We start from the raw sequence: 16642 nt of genomic DNA, 5'->3' as shown, positions 1-16642 counted from the left end.
TCCATGAGAGGCTCATGAATCAGCAGCCTCCATCACCCTGATCAGCCTGCAGCAGGTCAGCAAAGACTTTGGGATTAAAACCCTGCTCGATCAAGTTGATCTTGAGGTCGGCCCTCAAGATCGACTGGGGCTCATTGGCATCAACGGGTCAGGCAAATCCACCCTGCTTCGGGTGATGGCAGGGCTGGAGCCTGTTGGCGACGGACGCGTTCAAATCAATCCGCGCCACCGCGTGATTTACGTCGATCAAAACCCCAGCCTCGATCCTGAGCGCACGGTGCTGGAGCAGGTGTTTGCTGACTGCGGCGAAAAGATGCAGCTGGTTGAGCGCTACGAAGGCCTCATCCAAGAGCTGGAGCAGAGCCCGAATGACTCTGCGCTGCTTGGCGAGCTCAGCCAGATCAGCAACCGCATGGATGAGGCCAAAGCCTGGGAACTTGAGCGCCAATGCCAAGAAGTGCTTAGCCGTCTGGGCATCTGTGATCACAGCCGCAAGGTGGGAGAGCTCTCTGGGGGCTACCGCAAACGCCTGGCCTTGGCATCGGCGCTGGTGGCCGAGCCCGATGGACTCCTGCTCGATGAGCCCACCAACCACCTCGATGCCCTCGCCACCGAATGGCTTCAGGGGTTTCTGCAGCGCTTCAAAGGGGCCTTGGTCTTAATCACTCACGACCGCTATTTCCTGGAGCGTGTCACCGACACGATCATCGAGTTGGACGGGGGCCAACTGCGCCGCTACCCAGGCAACTACGGCGCCTATTTGAAAAAGAAAGACGAGGAAGAGGTTGCTGATGCAGCCCGCCAACGGGCCTACCGCTCGGTGATGCGCCGCGAAATCGAATGGCTCAAACGCGGCCCCAAAGCACGCAGCACCAAGCAAAAAGCCCGCATTCAACGCATCGAGCAGATGCAGGAGCAAAGCTTCAAGCCGGCCAAACAAAACGTTGCCATGGAAAGCGCCAGCCGGCGCCTTGGCAAAACGGTGATCGATGTTGAACACCTGCAGCGCAAGCTCGGCGATCGCTGTTTGATCAACGACTTCACCTATTCCTTCTCACCAGAAGATCGGGTTGGCTTCATCGGCCCCAACGGGATGGGGAAATCCACGCTGCTGGATCTCATCAGCGGCCGCCAACAACCCGATGCTGGTTCGGTGGTGCGCGGCGAAACGGTGGTGATTGGCCGCTTTGATCAGCACTCCGAAGACCTAAAACCCGAGCTCAAGGTGATTGAGGTCATCCAAGACGTGGCCGAACGCATTGATTTGGGACAGGGCAACAGCCTCACGGCCTCGCAGCTGCTGGAGCGCTTCTTGTTTCCACCAGCCCAACAACACAGCCCCGTGGCCAAGCTCTCAGGCGGTGAACGCAGGCGGCTGCATCTATGCCGCTTGTTGATGGCGGCCCCCAATGTGCTGCTACTTGATGAGCCAACCAATGATCTTGATGTGCAAACCCTCGCCGTCTTAGAGGACTACATCGAAGATTTTCGTGGCTGCGTGGTGATCGTCTCCCACGACCGCTATTTCCTGGATCGCACAGTGGATCGCCTGTTCTGCTTCCAAAGCGGTGGTCTGCTGGAGCGCTTTGAGGGCAACTACAGCGAATGGCTTGAGCAACAACCAGCCAAACAGGCCACCGAGAGCACCAAAACGAAGCAGGCCGCAGCCAAGCCGAAACGGGAGCAACCCAAGCGCCGCAGCTACAAAGAGCAGCGTGAGCTCAGTGATCTGGATACCAAGCTGCCGCAGTTGGAAGAGCAAAAAACGCAACTGGAGTTGCAGCTGGCCGGAGCCGATTACGACCGGCTTGAAGCCCTCACCGAAGAGTTGGCTGAGCTCTGCGAGCAGATCAGTCGCGCCGAAGATCGCTGGCTCGAACTCAGTGCGCTGCCTGAGTAGTGCTTGACCACCCCAGCACCTATGGCAATGGTGTGATGGTCAGCGCCTGGGGCGATGCAAACCCTTGACTGGTGGTTGTTGCTGCATCCCGTCTTGGCGGTGGTGCTGATTTATCCGTTGCTGGGGATCGTGGTTCGCCTTGGCCTGCAAGCCCGCCAACGCCGCATCCATCAAGCCAATCTGCCAGCCACCACCGGGCGTGATCACAACCAACTGGGGCAGTGGCTGGCCGCCGCTGTTGTGGTGTTGGTGCTGATTGCCCTGGCTGTGGTGATCAGCAGCAAACAACCAGCCGATAGCTCACGCCAGTTGCCATTGCTGCTGGCGTGGCTCGGGACAGCCACCAGCCTCATCGCTCTGTGGCGTGTTCAATCCGCCGGCCTCAGGCTGAGTTTTGGCTTGATCACCTGGAGCGGCGTGTTGGCCTTGGGCGCCCAGCCCGAGGTGTTTCGGCTCAGCGACAACCCCTTGGAGGGCGCCTTCTGGCAATCCCACTACTGGGGAGGGGTGCTGGTGTGCGGGCTCATGCTGTTCAACCTGGCGGCCTGGCCGGAAATCCAGCGGCATCTGTCGTGGCGACGCCTGCACCTCAGCGCCAATGTGCTGGCTGCAGTGTTGTTCCTGAGCCAGGGGATCAGCGGTAGTCGCGATTTGCTGGAGATTCCGCTGAGCTGGCAACAACCCTTTTTGCAGCAGTGCAACTGGGCCGAACGGGTCTGTCCATCTCCTCCACAGAACTAAGCCAGCACAGCGATGCAATCGATCTCCACCTTGGCTCCCTTCGGCAGAGCTGCCACTTGAACACAAGCCCGCGCTGGCTCAACGCCCTGGCCGAAGGTTTCGGCATAGATGGCATTGACCTTGGCGAAGTCAGCGAGATCAACCAAAAACACCGTGGTGCGCACCACCTGCTGCGGGCTGCATCCGGCGGCCGTCAGCACAGCTTTGAGATTGCTCAACACCTGACGGGTTTCTGCTTCCACATCGCCGCCACCCACCATCGTTCCGCTGGCTGGATCCAAGGGAATCTGACCTGAGCAAAACAGCATGCCGCCGGCTTTAACCGCCTGGTTGTAGGGCCCCACCGGGGCTGGAGCGGCCTGCGTTTCAACAGCTTCGAGGGGAGCGGCGCTCATCGGGATGAACCATCTGGCTCCATCATCCCTGGCCACTTCCCAGCTCAGAACACGTCTTTACGGCGCCGGATTTCGGCCAACACCAAGGCGGGTTCACAGCACCCACTGACCTGCTGCAGGGACGCTTCACGGCAGCGCAAAAAGGGATTGGTGGCGCGCTCGAGGGCCACCGACGATGGAACTGTGGCTTCCCCAGCCGCACGCATCGCTTGCACCAGCTGAAATCGTTCTTGCAGGGCTGGGTTGCCTGGCTCCTGGGTGATCGCAAAGCGCAAGTTGGCTTCTGTGTACTCATGGGCGCACCAGATCCGGGTGGCTTCCGGCAAGCCGCTCAACTGATCGAGGGAGCGCAGCATCTGCTCGGCGGTGCCTTCAAACAGCCGCCCGCAACCGCCGGCAAACAGGGTGTCGCCGCAAAACAGTTCAGGGCCTTCCCCGCCGCTAGCCGGGAAGAAAAAGGCGATGTGATCGCGGGTGTGGCCTGGAACCTCCAACACCTGCACTGGGCGGTGGAACAGCAGCCGTTGATCCCCCCCGCGCAGCCCATCGGTTTGGAAGGGGATGCGAGCGCGGTCGGAGGCCGCAGCCCAAACCTGAGCGCCAGGCCAGCGGCTGAGCAGCGCTGGGGTGCCGCCAATGTGATCGTTGTGGTGGTGGGTTTGCAGCACCACGCTGAGCTGGAGCTGTTGGGCTTCCAAGGCCGCAATCACCGGTTCGGCCACCGCTGGATCAACAACGGCGGCGGCGGCGGCAGCGCGATCCACCAGCACAAACACATAGTTGTCCCGCAGCACGGGTAGCCGCTGGATCTCCACGCAGACGAGGCTTCTCTCACCAGTGTGAAGGCTGCTCGTTAAAGTCCAGCGCTGGAGCGCAAACAGCATGCTCACCGTCGCTCTGCCCAAAGGCGCCCTGCTGAAGGATTCGGTGGCCCGCTTTGCTGCAGCCGGCCTCGACTTCAGCGCCATCACCGCGGCCGACAACCGCCAGTTGATGCTGCCCAGCGCCTGCGGCCGCGCCCGGGCCCTGCTGGTGCGCAATGGGGATGTGCCGGTGTATGTGGCCTATGGCCAGGCCCAGTTAGGGGTCGTGGGCTACGACGTACTCAAAGAGCAGCAACGCACGGTGGCCCAGCTGCTCGACCTGGGCTTTGGCGGCTGCCGCATGGCCGTTGCCGTCAAAGAAAGCAGCCCCTACCGCCGCGCTAGCGACCTGCCGGCCCACTGCCGTGTGGCTAGCAAATTCACCAACTCAGCCCAGGAATTCTTCAACCAACTGGACCTGCCGGTTGAGCTGATTCACCTCACCGGCTCGGTGGAATTGGGGCCGATCACGGGCATCTCCGAAGCGATCGTGGATCTGGTTGCCACAGGCCGCACCCTGCGGGACAACGGCTTGATTGCCATTGAAGACCTCTTCCACAGCACCGCGCGCTTGATTGGCAATCCCTTGGCCCTCCGCCTCGACACCGGCGAGCTCAATGAGCTGGTGCAGGCCATGGAGGGCCAAGGCGTTACCCCATGAGTGATCTCAAACGCCTGCGGCGTTTGCTGCCCTACCTGCGCCGCGATCGCCGCCGGCTCTTCACCGCCCTGCTGCTGTTGCTGCCCCTCTCGGGCGCCCTGGCTGTGCAGCCATTGCTGGTGGGCCAGGTGATCGCCGTGCTGCGCGGCGAAAACGCCTGGGGCTGGCTGCAGGCCATGGAGCAAAGCGCAGCCTTGCAAAGCCTGATTGGCCTGTTGCTGGCGGCCGTGTTGTTCCGCCTGGCCCTACAGGGCAGCCAAAGCTTTTTAGTGCAAAGCATCGGTCAACGGCTCACAGCCCGATTGCGGGTCGACCTATTTCGCCACTCCCTGGATCTCTCACTGCGCTTTCACGACCGCACCCCAGTCGGCAAGTTGCTCACCAGGCTGACGAGCGATGTTGATGCGTTGGCTGAAGTCTTTGGCAGTGGCGCGATCGGCGTGCTCGGCGATGTGGTGACCCTGCTGGTGATCGCCACCTTGATGCTGACGGTGGAATGGCGGTTGGCGTTGCTGTTGCTGCTGTTGCAGCCGCCGCTGACCTGGTTGGTGATCACCCTGCAGCAGCGCTACCGCAAGGCCAATTACCGCGTGCGCGAAGAGCTCAGCCAACTCAACGCCGACCTGCAGGAGAACCTCCAGGGGCTGGAGGTGGTGCAGATGTTCCGCCGCGAACGCCTCAACAGCGAGCGCTTTGGCAGCACCAATGCGCTGTATCGCAAGGCCGTCAACGGCACCATCTTTTTTGATAGCTCCATCTCAGCGTTGCTGGAGTGGGTGTCATTGGCGGCTGTGGCGCTGGTGCTTGCCGTGGGCGGCAGCTTGGTGTCAGCCGAAGCCATGGGCCTGGGGGTGCTCACCACCTTCATCCTGTATGCCCAGCGGCTGTTTGATCCCCTGAGGCAGCTGGCGGAGCGCTTCACCCAGTTCCAAGCCGGACTCACCGCGGTGGAACGCATTGGCGAACTCTTTGATGAACATCAGGAGATCGTTGACCGCGGCCGCTCCAGCAGCTTGCAAACGCAGGGGGAGGTGATTTTTGACGATGTTTGCTTTGCCTACCGGCCCGATGAGCCGATTCTCCAGAACCTGAATCTGCACATCCGAGCCGGCGAACATGTGGCCCTGGTGGGGCCCACCGGCTCAGGGAAAAGCACGGTGATCCGGCTGTTGTGCCGGCTCTATGAACCGCAGCAGGGACGCATCCTTCTCGATGGAGTGGATATCCGCGATCTACCGATCACCACCCTGCGCAAACGCTTGGGTGTCGTGCTGCAAGACACGTTCCTCTTCAGCGGCAGCGTGGCCGACAACCTGATGCTGGACACCCAGCGCCCCAGGGCCGAACTGGAGCAGATCTGCGCCGACCTGGGCCTAAATCCCTTGCTGCAACGGCTGCCGCAAGGACTCGACACACCACTGCGTGAACGCGGAGGCAACCTCAGCTCGGGCGAACGGCAACTGCTGGCCGTGGCCCGTGTAGCCCTGCGCGATCCATCGGTGTTGGTGATGGATGAGGCCACCGCCTTTATGGACCCCAGCACCGAAGCCACTTTGCAACGGGATCTGGAGCGGGTGCTCAACAGGCGCACCGCGATCGTGATCGCCCACAGGCTTGCCACGGTGGAAGCCAGTGATCGCATTTTGGTGCTCAAGCGGGGCCGGCTCGTGGAGGAGGGAACCCACCAGGAACTGCGCCGCCAAGGGGGCCTCTACGCCCAGCTTGCGGAACTTCAAGAGCGGGGACTGGCCAGCCTCTGAAGCCAAGGAATCAGCACCTCAGCCAAGGCAGCCGGTTGATCACGCATGGGCAAGTGCCCCGCGCCTGGAAGCACCTCGATCTGATGATCCGGCGCATAGCCAGCCAAGTGCCGCACATAGACGGGCTGCATCACCTGATCGTTGCCGCCACCGATCCAGAGGCTTGGCATGGCCAGTTGCGACACCAACTTGGGCAAGCCAGCCACCGCTCGGCGCTGGGTGCTGTTGAGCAGCAGGCCTCGAGCAGCACGGCGATCGCCCTGGAACCACGACAGGGCACAGCCGACCTGGCGCAATCGCGCAAAAGGCCTGCGTTGGTAAACCCCACCGCCACAGCCCAGCAAAACGATCCCTTGGAGTTGATCCCCCAGCAAGGCAGCGGCATGGAGCACAACACTGCCGCCGAGCGAATGGCCGAGCAGCACCAGAGGGACACCGGCAGCACGCTGTTTGGCTTCTTGCGCCAGCCAACGGCCGTAGGCCGGCAGGGTTGGGCTCAGGCCTGGGGGGCGTTGAGCGGAGCCAAAGCCCGGCAGATCAGGCGCCCAGCAGGACCACTGCGGCTCAAGCTGCTGCTGCAAGGGCTGCCAAATGCGCCCACGCAACAGCCAACCATGGGCCATCACCAGTTGGGCGTGCGGTTCTCGTAAGTTGGTGCTCTCACTCATCCGGTGCTGGCCGGCAGCCCAGGTCCCATGGCCTCCTCACTGGCAGCCAATCCAGCCTGGCAGGCGGAGCCGCTGCTCGATCAGCTCTACGGCAAAGATTGGCGCGAACTGGCCACCTGCAATCCCAATTTGCGGCTGGTCACCAGTTTTGAGCGCGAAGTCGACATGGTGGAACTCGAGCAGCTCTGTGATGCCGTGGGCTGGAGCCGCCGTCCCCTGAGGCGGGTACGCAAAGCCCTCAACAACTCGCTGCTGGTGGTTGGCCTCTGGCGCCACGACCCTCGGGTGCCCAAGTTGATCGGCTTTGCTCGCTGCACCGGTGATGGCGTACTCGACGCCACGATTTGGGATCTAGCGATTCACCCCCTCTACCAAGGCGCTGGCTTGGGCAAAGGCCTGATGCAGGTGCTGCTGGAGCGCTTGCGGGCGATGGAGGTGGAAAAGGTGACCCTGTTTGCCGATGCCAACGTGGTGAGCTTCTACAAAGCCCAGGGCTGGGATCTGGAGCCCCGCGGTGAGCGCTGCGTGTTCTGGTACGCCCGCTAATCAATAGCGGCCCGCCAACTGGTCGATCGGAACCCCCTGGCGCCAAGCCCGGCGCAATTGCGCATTCCGCCAGCTGCTGCGCCACACCCCCAGCCGTTGCCAGCGGCGCGCGCTGACCTGCACAGCGGCAGGCGCCTGTACAACTCGGCCATGGCGATGCAGACGCTGGACCAACTCAAGGTCTTCCATCAGGGGAATCGGTTGGTAACCACCCGATCGCTGGTAGACATCGGCTGCCATCGCCAACCCTTGATCGCCATAGGGCAAACCACGGCAACGGCAGCGCCAATCCACGAGCTGCTCCAGCAAGCGCATCTTCCAACCGCGTCCATTCACCCTGAGGCGAAAGGCGGCAGCAGCCACGGCTGGATCATGCAACACCCGTGCCAAAGCCGAGGACCAGTGGCTCGGCAACCGGGCATCGGCATGCAAAAACAACAGCCAAGGGCGTGTGGCCTGGGCAGCACCAAGACGCAATTGCACGCCGCGACTCGCCGCTGAGCGCAGCCAATGGGCGCCCATCGAACGGGCGATCTGACCGCTGCCATCGCGGCTGCCACCATCAACCACCCACACCTCCTCTGGCCCTTGCAATTGCGCCAGCAGTGATGGCAGCTGCTGGGCCTCCTGGAGCACCGGGATCACCACACTCCACTGGGAGCGATCGCTGGGATCAGGCCGCACCATGCCAAGGCGCCATGTCATCGATGCGATCGAGATCGCTTTGCCAGCGCAGCAACTGGGGGCTCCATTGCAGCGCAGCCGCCCGCTGCAGAGTTTGCTGCAACACCTCACTGCCGCCCCAGCCAATGCCACTGAACAACCGGCCGCGCTGCTGACGTTGCCCTGCCGCTGTTAAGCCCACCAACCAATACCCACCATCACAGGCCGGGCCCAAAACCAATGGAGCGTGGTGCAGAGCGCTGAAGGCCTGCTGAATCTGCTGAACACTCAAGCCTGGCAAATCGGAACCAACCAGCACCGCCGCCCTGGCGCCGGCGCGCACCGCGCGTCCCAGCTGGCGTTGCATGCGCAGCCCCAAGCCACCAGATCCCTGGTGATGCCCAAGGCAAAGGCTCACCACAGCGCCGGCTTGGGTGTGTTGCCATTGGCGGGCAACGGCCACGGTGTGAGCCAGCAAGCGCTGCTGAATGCGCGCTGCTGATTGATCGCCAATCGTTGCCGCCAAGCGGCGCTTGCAGCGCCCTGGACTGGGCTGACGAGCCAAAACAATCAGCGCAAGGCTCAATTGCGCTTCGGGGATTGGGGCAGCTCAGCGGGATTCACCTCGAGGGTCTGAGGCTCACCATCACGCTCAATCGTCACGGCCAAAGGCTCGCCCACCTTGGCGGCCTCCACCGCCAGCTGAACCTCCGAAGGAGTCTTCACTGATTTCTTTCCGATGGCGGTGATCAGATCACAGGTTTTAAGGCCAGCAGCAGCAGCTGGCGTGCCAGCCACCACATCAACGATCAAAGCCGCCTTGCGCTCCGGCAACTGGCATGGATTCCCGGTGGCATTGACCTCACGGGCCAGCTGCGGCGTTAGGGCCTGCAAGCGCACCCCCAGATAGGGATGGCTGGCGCGGCCGCGCTGCAGGATCTGCTGGGCCACCTGCTTGGCCTTGTTAATCGGGATAGCAAAACTCAGGCCTGCCCCTGGGGCTTGGCGGATGGCGGTGTTCATGCCAATCACCTGGCCGCGATCATTGATCAGCGGGCCGCCGCTGTTGCCAGGGTTCACAGCGGCATCGGTCTGGATGTAAGCCACCCGCTGCCCGCCGCCAAGGGCGTTATGGCGTGCAATGGCACTGACGATTCCCATCGTCACCGTGTTGTCGAGCCCCAGGGGGTTGCCGATGGCAATGGCCCACTGACCCGGCCTGACATCAGCTGAATTGGCAAGCGGTGCCACAGGCAGCCCTTGGGCTGCCACCTTGACCACGGCCACATCGGTCAAGGTGTCTGCGCCGAGAACCTTGCCGGGAAAGCTGCGTCCATCGGGCAAGGTCACCGTGACCGTGCCGGCTCCTTCCACCACATGGGCATTGGTGAGCAACACACCATCGGAGCGGGTGATGAAACCTGAACCCTGGCCCTGTTGCTGCTGCACCGGAGGGCCACCACCAAACATGCCCATGGGGTTCGCCACCTGGCGGCGCGTGTCGATGCGCACCACCGCTGGCCCCACCTTGGCCACCGCATCGGCCACAAAGCTGGTGCCCGGCTTCAACGGCGCCGCCGCCGGCGCATCACTGATCACGGGGACTTGAGCATCCCGCTGCTGCCGCACGCCGCCCTGGCAGCCCATCAGAACGGCCATACCAGCCAGGGCGGTCAGGGAGCTCGCAGAGACAAAAAAGGATCGGGACAAGGCTCTGAAAGGGGGCAGCGGTATGACACTTCAGATCAGTATCGCGTTAGTCAGTTGGTCGCCGCCGCGCCCCCTATATTCGGTCTCCCTGGCGGGTCGATCGGTTCTTCACGTGGCGGCCTCCCCAGTTCCCAACAGCAATCTCTGGGATCAGGTCCGAGCTGAGCTGCAGTCGAACCTGAGCAAGCCAACTTTTGAAACTTGGATCCGTCCAGCCGTTTGCGTCAGCGCTGAACAGCGCCGCCTGGTGCTGGAAGCTCCCAACCCATTTGCCGCCGGCTGGCTGCGGCGCAACTACCTGGGCTTGATCGCTGAAGTGGCCAGCGCCATCAGTGGCGGGCCGGTGGAAGTGCAAATCCAAGCTGGTGATGAAGCCAGCAGTGAACCGGTTGGCAGCGTTGAAGCCACGCCAGCTCCAGCTCCAACGCCGCTGCCGGTCAGTCAGCCGGGAACACCCAAAACACGCCAGAAATCCAACCTCAATCCCCGTTACACCTTCCAACGTTTTGTTGTGGGCCCCAACAGCCGCATGGCCCACGCGGCGGCACTAGCGGTTGCCGAGTCACCAGGACGTGAGTTCAACCCGCTGTTCCTGTGTGGAGGCGTTGGGCTTGGCAAGACTCACCTCATGCAGGCGATTGGCCACTACCGCCTCGAAATTGATCCCGACTCGCGTGTGTTTTACGTCTCAACAGAGACGTTCACCAATGACTTAATCCTGGCCATTCGCAAAGACGGCATGCAGGCCTTCCGCGATCGCTACCGGGCCGCGGATTTGATCATGGTCGATGACATTCAGTTCATCGAGGGCAAGGAATACACCCAAGAGGAGTTCTTCCACACCTTCAACGCCTTGCATGAAGCAGGCCGCCAAATCGTGATCGCCAGCGACCGGCCCCCCAGCCAAATCCAGCGCCTACAAGAACGCTTGATCTCGCGTTTCTCCATGGGGCTGATCGCCGACATCCAGGCGCCCGATCTGGAAACCCGCATGGCGATCTTGCAGAAAAAAGCTGAGCAGGAACAGATGCGGTTACCCCGCGATCTAATCCAGTACATCGCCGGGCGCTTCACCTCCAACATCCGCGAATTGGAAGGTGCCCTCACCCGAGCCGTGGCCTTTGCCTCGATTACGGGTCTGCCGATGACAGTCGATGCCGTGGCGCCTCTACTGGGCACTGGCATGCCAGAAGGAGACATCAACCCCAAGGTCGTGCTGGAGAAGGTGGCCGAGGTGTTTGGCGTTAGCACCGAAGACATGTGCAGCAGCAGCCGCAAACGCGCGGTTAGCCAGGCTCGCCAAGTGGGCATGCACTTAATGCGTCAGTGCACCGACCTGAGTCTTCCCAAAATTGGCGATCACTTCGGCGGCAAAGACCACACCACCGTCATGTATGCGGTGCAGCAGGTTGAAAAGAAACTGGCCAGCAATCCAGCCTTGGCCTCACAGGTGCAACAGGTCAAAGACCTGCTGCAGATCAATTCAAGACGCCGGTAAGAGGCTGTCGATCTGAGCGCCCAGCTGATGGTCGGCCTCAGTGATCTCCTCACCGGACTCCGGCGCGATGGTCAGGTTGACGTAGGTGCGGCCGAAGCTGATGTCGGGGTAGCGGGATTGCTGCTCCGAAAGGCTGTTGAGTTGCTCGAGAAAATCGCGGGTTTGCTCGTAATCCGCAAACTCAATGCGGCGCTCTAAACGCTCTGGGCGCTTGCGCAATGTCCAGGGTTGGTCCATTTCTGGAACCTACCCCAGGGCGTTGGTGCGGGCGACGACCAGCCGGCTCGCCCAGGCGTTGGCGTAGGCAGCATTGGCCTCTTGTTCAGCCTGATCAGTGCTGTCGAGGGGGTGCGGGAAGGTGCCTTTGATGGCGGCATTGGTGACGCAGAACATCGACTTTTGGAAGCTCTGGCAGATCTTTACGCGCACATCGCCTTCACCCCTGGTGCAGTTCTGATACCAGTTGTGCAGGCGCTCCGGCAGGTGCCGGTACATGTCTTGCATGCAAAGGCTTGGGGGGATGCCAGCGCCCATGCTCGGCAGAGGATCGGCGTAGAGGGCGCCGTACTTAAAGCTCGATTGATCCGCTGAAATCTGCTTGGCCTGGGCATTGAAAGAAACGGTTCCCAGGAACGGGGTACCGCGCAAGAACACGGCTTCCACATAAGGAACAGCCACGTCCACCAGGAAGGTGAGCCCCGCCTCAGGCGGCAGCACCCAGAAGTCTTGCCCAGCGATGCGGACCTTGTAGGTGATCGGGTTGCCAGCAGCGGCCACCAGCCGATCACGAATGAAATCCACCACCCCGGCGATGGAGGTCACCTCACCGTTGGCTTCGGCTTCAGCAAGGTCAATGAACAAATCGCTCATGACCCGCCAAAACTGCCCCAAGGCATGGGTGGTGGCAGCGGTGCGAATCAGTTCAGGCAGGAACTGAGGGAAGAGGGGATGCAGCAGCCCTTGCAGGGGATCACGCCGGCGCTTGCAGGCAATGATCGCCTCGCAATTGCTCGCGAATTCAGGCGAATCGAGATACTCGTCCAAACCACCGGTGCCATGCCAAAGCATGGCCTTCATGCAGTACTCGGCGTATTCAAAGTTGATGCGATCGTGCCAAAAATGGCGCCACAACTTGGCCGGCGAGACATCCCCGTCGAGGTATTTCAGAACCGGGAAGGGATTGAGGAACTGCTCTTCGGCTTGGTAGATGAGATTGATGCTGTAGGCATCCAGCACCTCGCCATAGCTTTTGAGCACGTCGACCACCTGGATCACATGATCCGGCGTGTCATCCAGCAGGGTTTGGCCGGCGAGCAGGGTTTGAACAATCTGCTCCTGGGTTGGATGGGGCCCGGCGTGGACCTGCTCGGCTGGAATGACTGGCATTAGCCCATACCTCCTGGCAGTTGCGCCATCAGTTGCGTGGCGGAATCACTGAGGCGTGAGAGGGCCGAAGGGATCAAACCCAGGCCCACCACCGAGAGGGCCAACGCCACGGCCGGAATGGTTTCCCGCGGAGCCACAGCGGCCAATTGCACATCCAAACGGCCATGGGCCACTGGATCTTCGACCGGAGTCACCGCCAAACGACCAAAGAACGCGCGGTTCACCAGCAGGAGGAAATACACCGCCGTCAGGCCAGACCCCACCATGCTGAGCAAAGTGGCCAACGGGAAGGTTTGGATACTGCCTTGGAACACCAGGAATTCAGAGATGAATCCGGCCATGCCAGGCAGTCCGGCACTGGCCATCACCCCAAGAATCATCAAGGTGCCGGTGAGAGGTAAACCGCGCTCAGGATTTAACAACCCGCGGATCACACTGAGATCACGCGTACCGGTTTTGCGATAAACGGTGCCCACCAAAAGGAACAGCAGGGCTGAGATCACGCCGTGGCTCACCATCTGGAACACAGCCCCCAACAAGGCGGTGGGCGTGGCTGCCGCAGCGGCAAGCAACACGTAGCCCATGTGACCCACCGAGCTAAACGCCACCATCCGCTTCATGTCGCTCTGGGCAATGGCCGCCAGCGATCCATACAGAACCGAAATCGCCGCCCAAATCGCCAGCCAGGGGGCCACCAAGGGCCAAACCTCTTGGAACAGGCCAAGGCCAAAGCGGAGCAAGCCATAGGTGCCGAGCTTGAGCAAGACACCGGCCAACATCACTGACACCGGCGTTGAGGCCTGGGTGTGGGCATCCGGTAGCCAGACGTGGAAGGGCACCAGCGGAATCTTGATACCAAAGCCAATCAGCAGCGTGACCAACAGCACCAGCTGCGTGGCCACGGGCAAGTTTTCAGTGAGCGCTGGGGTGATGTTGAAGTTGACGCTGCCGCTGACCAGGGCCAAACCGAAGAAGGCCGCCAGGATCAAAAAGCCTGAAACCGCGGTGAAGATCAAAAACTTGGTGGAGGCATAGCCCCGATTGGCACCGCCCCAAACCGCGATCAGCAGCCATAGAGGGATCAGCTCCAGCTCGTAAAAGATCACGAACAGCAGCAGGTTGTCGGCCAAAAAGGCTCCGTTCACGGCGCCGCTAATCAGCAGCAGCATTGAGAAGTAGATGCGCGGACGCTGGTCAAAATCGCGGGTGCAAACCGCCGAAACCAACGTCAACGCGGCGTTGATCAGGATCAACGGCAGCGACAGGCCGTCCACCGCCAGGCGGTAATCCAAACCAATGCGGCTGACCCAAGGGGTGAACTCCACCAGCTGGGGCGTTCCTACCGACGGGTCAAACGGAATCAACAGCGCCACCGAAAGCAGCAGCTGCAACGACAAGAACACGATCGCCACGCTGCGCATGCGCACAGGAGCCACGCTGGAGGGCAGCAGCAGCAGCAGCAGGCCCCCAAGGAAGGGGATCAGTAACAGAGCCGTGAGCATCAGGCAGCCCTCCACCAAACCAGCGCTGAGAGCAGCAGCACGATGGCCAGCAGAACCGTCAGCACATAGGACTGGGTCTGCCCACTGACGGCAAGTCGCAGACCTTCAGCCGACACCATGGAACTGCTGCCGATGCGATTCACAAAGCGGTTGAGCAGCAAGCGATCGAAGGCATCGGTGATGCGGGCCAAAAAAGCCACAAATGCCACCACGGTGGAGCGATAAAAACGCTCGGTGTAGAAGTCGTACGCCAGCAAATCCTGCAGGGTTCGCAGAGGCTTGAAAACAGAGCGTGAGCCGAATTTATCCAGTGAGATGGCCGCAGCCGATGCCACCCCAACCAGGCTGCTGACCACCACCGCCACCATGCTGACCATGGTCACCACTTCGACCCCAGCAATGGGGTAGATGCGGTGGAAGATCAGGGGCACCAGCAACACCACCACGGCCAGGCTCACCATCGGCAGGGCCATCAGCCAATTCACCTCAGGTGTGCGCTTGGTTTTGGGATGGGGCTTATCGAGGAACACCTGGCGGAACACCCGCACCAGATTGAAGGCCGTGAGGGCGTTGGTGAGCAGAACAACAGGCACCAGCCAGGGGTAATTGGGCCAGAGCCCATCCACCAACAAACCAAAACACCAAAAACAGCCCAAAGGCAGAACCCCGGTGAGGCCAGCTCCCGCAATCAAGTAGCTGCCTGTGGTGGCTGGCATGCGTGGGCCCAAACCACCCAGCTCGGTGATGTCTTGGCAGTTGGTGGTGGCAATCACGCTGCCCACACTCATGAAGATCAACGCCTTGGCCAGGCCATGGGCAAACAGCAGCAGCACCGCAACGATCGGTTGCTGCACAGCAATAGCCACGAACACCAACCCCAGATAAGAGGTGGTGCCGTAGGAAAACGCCCGCTTGATATCAACTTGGGCAATCGCCACCAGCGCGCCACCAATGGCGCTGATGGTGCCCACGATCAGCAACACATCAATGGCCACTGGAGAGAGCTGCAGCAGCGGCATGACCTTGAGCAGCACCAAGGCTCCACAGGTGACCACCGCTGAATTGCGCAAAATCGACGCAGGATTGGGACCCTCCATGGCTTCATCCAGCCAGAGGTGCATAGGGAACTGGGCACATTTGCCCATGGGGCCGGCAATCAAACCCAAGCCGATCAACGTGCCAAGCAAGGGACTCACCGAGCCATCGGCTTTCACTTGCGCAGCCCAGGCATAGAGATCTTCGAAATCCAGGGATCCAGCCCAGGCAGCAAGAGCCACCACACTCATCAACAGCAGCACATCACCCACGCGCTTGGTGAGGAACGCGTCGCGGGCAGCGGTGACCACCAGGGGCTGGGCGTACCAAAAGCCCACCAGCAGATAGGTGGAGAGGGTGAGCATCTCGAGCACGAAGTAGCTCAAGAACAAGTTGCTGCTCAGCACCACGCCAGCCATCGCCCCCTCGAAGAAGCCCAGCAGCGCATAGAAGCGGGCTAATGACCACTCCTTATCGAGATAGCCGAGGGCAAACACCTGCCCCAGCAGGCTCATGATCGTGACGAACTCCAGGGCCGCCAGGTTGGTGAGGCTCAGGTCAAAGCCAATGCGCAAATCCAGGCCAGAGGTTTCAAACCAGGGCCACTCGATCACCACACCACCGTTCTGCTGAACCCAAGCCAAGATCAAGCTGCCGTGGGCAACTCCCAGAACGGTCATCAACAGGTTCAAGTAGGCGGCAGGGCGCGGGCCGTTGCGCTTCACCCAACCGGTCGCCCAGGGCAGCGACAGGAGCACTCCGCTGAATCCGTACAACGGAATCAGCCATGAGAGCTGGATGGACAGTGGGAGATGGGCGTTCAAGCGGCGCGGGCTGGGGGTCGCAAGTCAGGAGAATGTATCGAGTTAACGCCGGGACCGTTTAGCTCCCGCAACCATTGGGCAAGATCCTGGGCGTGTGCGGTTTCTTCGGCCAGCAGCTCAGAGAAAAAAGCAGCCTGCTCGGCATCACCAACCAACTGGCAGAAGCGCTGGGCCTCGGCGTAATGGCGCACCAATTGATCTTCGAGGAGGGTGTTTGCCTCCAGCAGACCGCGCAGATCGGTAGCCGTTGCTACCGGCTGCAGCTGGGACGCCGCCGGGGCCAGGCCCAGGCTCACCATCCGCTGGATGATGCGCTCGCTGTGGCGCATCTCCTCCACCGTTTCTTGGCGAAAACGATCGGCCGTCAGCGGATCTCCCCAGGCCTCCAGCAAAGCGGCATGGGTCAGATACTGCTGAACGGCTGTGAGTTCCAGGCTTAACGCCTGACCCAAAGCCGCCAGAACACGGTGGTGGAGCTGGCGCGCCATCG

General features: G+C 61.4%; 17 protein-coding genes. 6 read left to right on the top strand and 11 right to left on the bottom strand.

Annotated features, from left to right (window positions below):
- Positions 1-31: 31 nt before the first annotated feature.
- Positions 32-1900: an ABC-F family ATP-binding cassette domain-containing protein gene (locus SynMINOS11_RS04355; protein WP_186550704.1), complete on the top strand. Its 1869-nt coding sequence runs from the start codon at positions 32-34 to the stop codon at positions 1898-1900.
- A 54-nt stretch (positions 1901-1954) separates the two neighbouring features.
- Complete coding sequence (locus SynMINOS11_RS04350) at positions 1955-2641, top strand: DUF4079 domain-containing protein (protein WP_186550066.1); 687 nt, start codon at positions 1955-1957, stop codon at positions 2639-2641.
- Here the strand turns inward: SynMINOS11_RS04350 and SynMINOS11_RS04345 are convergent.
- Both SynMINOS11_RS04345 and gloB read right to left on the bottom strand, forming a co-directional pair.
- On the bottom strand, positions 2638-3036 hold the full coding sequence (locus tag SynMINOS11_RS04345; protein WP_186550064.1) for a RidA family protein: 399 nt from the start codon (positions 3034-3036) through the stop codon (positions 2638-2640). The two genes, SynMINOS11_RS04350 and SynMINOS11_RS04345, sit on opposite strands and share 4 nt — an antisense overlap.
- 44 nt (positions 3037-3080) lie before the next feature.
- Entirely contained in the window at positions 3081-3851 is a 771-nt protein-coding gene (gloB, locus tag SynMINOS11_RS04340) for a hydroxyacylglutathione hydrolase (RefSeq protein WP_186550062.1), read from the bottom strand.
- 67 nt (positions 3852-3918) lie between these two features.
- On the opposite strand from gloB, the gene hisG reads away from it, so the two are divergent.
- Together hisG and SynMINOS11_RS04330 are read left to right on the top strand one after the other, a co-directional pair.
- Entirely contained in the window at positions 3919-4560 is a 642-nt protein-coding gene (gene hisG, locus SynMINOS11_RS04335) for an ATP phosphoribosyltransferase (RefSeq protein WP_186550060.1), read from the top strand.
- A complete protein-coding gene (locus SynMINOS11_RS04330) occupies positions 4557-6320 on the top strand; it encodes an ABC transporter ATP-binding protein (protein WP_011935254.1) in 1764 nt (587 codons plus the stop codon). The genes hisG and SynMINOS11_RS04330 overlap by 4 nt, the downstream gene beginning before the upstream one ends.
- On the opposite strand, the gene SynMINOS11_RS04325 is transcribed toward SynMINOS11_RS04330, so the two are convergent.
- Positions 6293-6988, bottom strand: coding sequence for an alpha/beta fold hydrolase (locus SynMINOS11_RS04325; protein WP_186550058.1), 696 nt, complete (start codon positions 6986-6988; stop codon positions 6293-6295). The two genes, SynMINOS11_RS04330 and SynMINOS11_RS04325, sit on opposite strands and share 28 nt — an antisense overlap.
- Positions 6989-7015: 27 nt before the next feature.
- Between SynMINOS11_RS04325 and SynMINOS11_RS04320 the strand changes: the two genes are divergently transcribed.
- A complete protein-coding gene (locus SynMINOS11_RS04320; RefSeq protein ID WP_186550057.1) occupies positions 7016-7534 on the top strand; it encodes a GNAT family N-acetyltransferase in 519 nt (172 codons plus the stop codon).
- Here SynMINOS11_RS04320 and SynMINOS11_RS04315 read toward each other — a convergent pair whose 3' ends face one another.
- From SynMINOS11_RS04315 to SynMINOS11_RS04305, 3 genes are read right to left on the bottom strand one after another with little or no spacing between them, the layout of a single operon-like run.
- Complete coding sequence (locus SynMINOS11_RS04315; protein WP_255445487.1) at positions 7535-8239, bottom strand: TIGR04283 family arsenosugar biosynthesis glycosyltransferase; 705 nt, start codon at positions 8237-8239, stop codon at positions 7535-7537.
- Positions 8208-8783, bottom strand: a complete 576-nt coding sequence (locus SynMINOS11_RS04310) for a TIGR04282 family arsenosugar biosynthesis glycosyltransferase (RefSeq protein ID WP_011935250.1) — start codon at positions 8781-8783, stop codon at positions 8208-8210. Before SynMINOS11_RS04310 ends, SynMINOS11_RS04315 begins: the two co-directional genes overlap by 32 nt.
- Positions 8780-9856 carry a trypsin-like peptidase domain-containing protein gene (locus tag SynMINOS11_RS04305; RefSeq protein ID WP_011935249.1) on the bottom strand — a complete coding sequence of 359 codons (1077 nt, stop codon included), beginning with the start codon at positions 9854-9856 and terminating at the stop codon, positions 8780-8782. The genes SynMINOS11_RS04310 and SynMINOS11_RS04305 overlap by 4 nt, the downstream gene beginning before the upstream one ends.
- Before the next feature lie 163 nt (positions 9857-10019).
- Here SynMINOS11_RS04305 and dnaA point away from each other — a divergent pair, with 163 nt between their 5' ends.
- Complete coding sequence (gene dnaA / locus SynMINOS11_RS04300) at positions 10020-11405, top strand: chromosomal replication initiator protein DnaA (protein ID WP_186550055.1); 1386 nt, start codon at positions 10020-10022, stop codon at positions 11403-11405.
- Here the strand turns inward: dnaA and SynMINOS11_RS04295 are convergent.
- From SynMINOS11_RS04295 to SynMINOS11_RS04275, 5 genes are read right to left on the bottom strand one after another with little or no spacing between them, the layout of a single operon-like run.
- Positions 11391-11642, bottom strand: a complete 252-nt coding sequence (locus tag SynMINOS11_RS04295; protein ID WP_011935247.1) for a 4a-hydroxytetrahydrobiopterin dehydratase — start codon at positions 11640-11642, stop codon at positions 11391-11393. The genes dnaA and SynMINOS11_RS04295 overlap by 15 nt on opposite strands.
- A gap of 9 nt (positions 11643-11651) precedes the next feature.
- Entirely contained in the window at positions 11652-12791 is a 1140-nt protein-coding gene (locus SynMINOS11_RS04290) for a CO2 hydration protein (protein ID WP_011935246.1), read from the bottom strand.
- The gene (locus SynMINOS11_RS04285; RefSeq protein WP_186550700.1) at positions 12791-14296 is read right to left on the bottom strand and encodes an NADH-quinone oxidoreductase subunit M; all 1506 of its coding nucleotides are present in this window, start codon (positions 14294-14296) and stop codon (positions 12791-12793) included. The genes SynMINOS11_RS04290 and SynMINOS11_RS04285 overlap by 1 nt, the downstream gene beginning before the upstream one ends.
- Positions 14293-16152, bottom strand: a complete 1860-nt coding sequence (locus SynMINOS11_RS04280) for an NAD(P)H-quinone oxidoreductase subunit F (protein WP_011935244.1) — start codon at positions 16150-16152, stop codon at positions 14293-14295. Before SynMINOS11_RS04280 ends, SynMINOS11_RS04285 begins: the two co-directional genes overlap by 4 nt.
- A complete protein-coding gene (locus SynMINOS11_RS04275) occupies positions 16149-16640 on the bottom strand; it encodes a bacterioferritin (RefSeq protein WP_186550053.1) in 492 nt (163 codons plus the stop codon). Before SynMINOS11_RS04275 ends, SynMINOS11_RS04280 begins: the two co-directional genes overlap by 4 nt.
- Positions 16641-16642 lie beyond the last annotated feature (2 nt).

The organism is Synechococcus sp. Minos11 (assembly GCF_014279855.1).
Classification (GTDB): domain Bacteria; phylum Cyanobacteriota; class Cyanobacteriia; order PCC-6307; family Cyanobiaceae; genus RCC307.
The sequence above is the reverse complement of the archived record's forward strand: the minus strand, read 5'-3'. Positions and strand labels throughout refer to the sequence as shown.